General features: G+C 59.4%; 2 protein-coding genes. Both read right to left on the bottom strand.

Annotated features, from left to right (window positions below; translation table 11 throughout):
• Window positions 1-56 precede the first annotated feature (56 nt).
• Window positions 57-1,946 (bottom strand): hypothetical protein, encoded by a 1,890-nt coding sequence (locus JHD77_RS30510; protein WP_196994395.1) that lies wholly within the window; start codon window positions 1,944-1,946, stop codon window positions 57-59.
• Window positions 1,947-2,245: 299 nt separating this feature from the next.
• Window positions 2,246-2,992, bottom strand: a complete 747-nt coding sequence (locus tag JHD77_RS30505) for a hypothetical protein (RefSeq protein ID WP_223677422.1) — start codon at window positions 2,990-2,992, stop codon at window positions 2,246-2,248.
• Window positions 2,993-3,163: the final 171 nt, after the last annotated feature.

The following is a 3,163-nucleotide window of genomic DNA, read 5'->3' as shown; positions in this document are numbered from 1 at the left end:
CCGCTGCAGAAGCGTCGAAGGAGTCGCGGAGGTACGGTTGACCAGGCGTGGACGGCTCATCGGTTTTCCAACCGAGTGAGCAGCCACTTCGCCGTGGCTTCGGCGAGGCCCGCCTTCCAGCGACCATCGGCGAAGCGTGTCATGTGGACGGTCATGTCGGGCCAGTTCAGGTTCGTCGCTATGGCTCCAGAGCGAATCCGTTCCATGAACCAGCGGTAAGCCTGGCCGGCAGGGGAGTCTGCCGGTACGGGGTCATTATCGAGTTTGCGCAGTTGCACCGTAGAAAGGTGCTGGGGATTCCAGGGCCTACCTAGTGGCTCGCCATGCTCACGCCTGAGCTCCAGTTCGGCAGAGGCCAGTGGACGGCCAGCCTCACGTATTGAGAGCAGTCGGCAGTCTCCTCGATAGGCGGCCTGGTCGTAGCTATCGATGCAATGGGCCAGCGCGATATGTTCGGCATAGAGATCGGCAGGGCAGCGGAGCTCGACAATCTGCAGGCCATTGGGGCAATCGATAAGGCTGACAGGCAGCATTCCCTCCCAGGTGGTGTACTCGTCGGTGTCGACCAGATCGGGCAGGCTGCTCTGTACTGTGGCGCGCAGTTCCCTCTGGACCTGGTGGTAGTCGTCCACCAGGTTGCCAGCCTGTCGGTAGGTACAATGACCCAGATACGCCTTCAGGGCGCTGCGCGCCTGCCGAACAACCTGTGAGTTCCCCTGGTCGAGGGCGGTATAGAACTCCTTGATGTCTCTCAGGCGTGCAGTGATTGCAAGCCATGCCGGATCCTGCCAATCCAAGGGGCAGCCGTTGAAGAGCCGGTTGTAGTCAGGCTTGGCGTTGTGAATCTGCCAGGGGATCGCATTGTAGGCGGCATAGAAGGCTGTCCATTGAGCGCGAGTGATCGGACGCCGGTTACCTAGCGATGCTGCCATAAGGAGAGTATGCCATCCCGAATATCGGCCTTCCCGTTTGCGATGGAAGAGAGCTCCTCCCGCACGGCCGGGACTGACGTGACTAAGAAATCGAATCGAGGCCCGTGGCGCCTGAAATAGCCAGGCGAAAAAGTTGATGACCGAGATCCCTTCGTCCGCGACCTGCCCAAGAATACGGCCCATATCGAGGTAAAAACCGCATGGCATGGCTGCGGCCTGCGGTCGTTCACTATCAATCAGGGAAAAGGGGCAAGGAAGGTAATGGTGGATGCTCTCGCCGTTGTCATTGGTCGTCGTGTGAGGCCAGACTCCCTCCTCGCAATCCACCAGTAGCGGCGTCAAGACCGGCTGAGCCTTCAGCATTTGCAGTCGGCGCACCTGGTTGCCTTGAGCCAGCCAGTTGTAGAGCTGGGGCGAGAGGCACCGAACCGAGCGGATGGCGAACAGCAGGTCTTGGTCCAGGACCTGTCTGAAGGTTCGCAAGACCGCTCCGATCTGCTTCAAGTAGAACTGGTGCCTTGGCGCGTAGTAGCGCTTGTTGCTGTGGCTCGGATACACGAGGCGATGCGGAAGTCCGAGGTCGTCCCTGGCCATCTGAGTGGCTAGGTCGTGCGCTCGCTTGGTGTATGAGCTGAGTACAGCAACTGCGTCGTCGAACTTCTCAAGGCGCTGTAACAGCTTCAACGCCCCTGCCGGGGACGGCGTGCTTGCCGGGACACGATGGGCAGGCTTGCACTCCCACGCACCGATCAGTTGACCGTCGAACACCTGGAGTAGTGGCCCTGCACGCATGATGGTGTAGCGAATACCGTTGTCCGCCGCGACGGTGATGCACCAGCACCTAGTCGTAGAGGTGCTGCGCAGGTAGTGACGGATGAACTTGGTTCGAGCTGTCCCTGCGAGGGAGAAATGTGTTGCCCAGGTGTTGGCGACGGCGAGCTGCCGCTCGCTGTAGCGGGCCAGGGATGGATCCTGTAGCGGCCCGCTAGGGGAGGCGTTGTCGAGTGGTGCCACGCGTATGCTCCTGTGTAAGCGAGCAGCACTGTGGCTGGTCGGTGTGCTTCGGATCGATGGGAAATGTTCAGGCCACTCGGCCTGTATTTCCTTGGATTACGAGACCAGGAACACCAAGTGGACTCTGAGAGTCAGGTGACGATGAACATCATGACCTTCATGGCCACTGAGCTCAAAAAGAGCCCCGACAGGCCTGTGTGCGGGAACAGGGTGTCGGGGGCGGGGAACACGCCGGGGATATACAGCGTGTATGGCAGAGCGTAGCTGGCCCGAATAGCGATGCAAGTCTGACTGCGAGCTCAGCCTGAAATGAGCCATTTCAGCTTTGTCTTCCAGCCTCGCGATTGCTCTTCAGATGGTTTTCCCCGCATGAGGTCGATGAGTTGCTCCCGTGTCTGGGCTTCGTTCAGAGATATTTCCTCCTGGGTCTTGAGGTTCAACCAGTTCAATGTGGTCTGGTAGGTATCCATCTTCCAGCCAGCAGTATCTTCCCGGCCCAACTGCACACGCTCCGGATGGATTTGCACAGGTAGCCCCTGTAGCAGGAGCAGTTGCCGAAGTTGCCCGTACAGGCGGTAGAAGCTGTCGTTGACCTGGTAGTGGTTGAGCGTCACGTCGTGAAGCTGGCTTTTCTGCTGTTCGGCCAGGAAGAATCGGGCAATACAGGTGCGGTGGTTGCCGTCGGATCCGACATAGAAGCTCAAGCCATCGAGCGTGTTGTAGTGGATCGCGGGCCTGCGCTCCGTTGGCTGCAGGTAGTAGCTCGGGTTGTCCAGCAAGGCCTGCAGGTTTCGCTGCATTCGCTTGCCGCCAGTGAGGAAGTCGAGCCAGGACTTTCCTTGGTAATCCCAGTGGTCCGTACCCACGACGCGGAACACATTGATCGATCCCGTCTCGGTCCAGTAGTGGCTTTGAAGGAAGGCGTGCTTTTCCTGGGGGTAGGCTTCCTCCCATGACAGCAGGACCTCAGAGGCCCAAGCTGGCGGTTGCTCGACTTGCCTGCGCACAAAGTCGAAATTGAGGTTCCTGTCGATGCTGGTTTGCATGTTCATGTATTACCTATAGCCCGCGCGGGTTGTCGAAGTCAGGTTGGCCGTTCTTGGTGGGGTAGCTGACCTTGCACCCTGTGGTGCGAAAGCCGCTGCAACCCCAGAAGTCGAAGCCGCCCTTGCCGGCTTTCTTGCGGTGGACCAGCGGCAGACCGCACTTGCCGCAAA

Origin of the sequence: Pseudomonas sp. P20, assembly GCF_016463925.1 — a bacterium.
GTDB lineage: Bacteria > Pseudomonadota > Gammaproteobacteria > Pseudomonadales > Pseudomonadaceae > Pseudomonas > Pseudomonas aeruginosa.
Note: the sequence above shows the minus strand (reverse complement) of the source record. Positions and strands in the feature narration are given on the sequence as shown.

Bases quoted from the DNA above. Each gene is read 5' to 3' on its own strand.
- JHD77_RS30505 (WP_223677422.1), bottom strand. From the start codon at position 2,992: ATGCAAACCAGCATCGACAGGAACCTCAATTTCGACTTTGTGCGCAGG.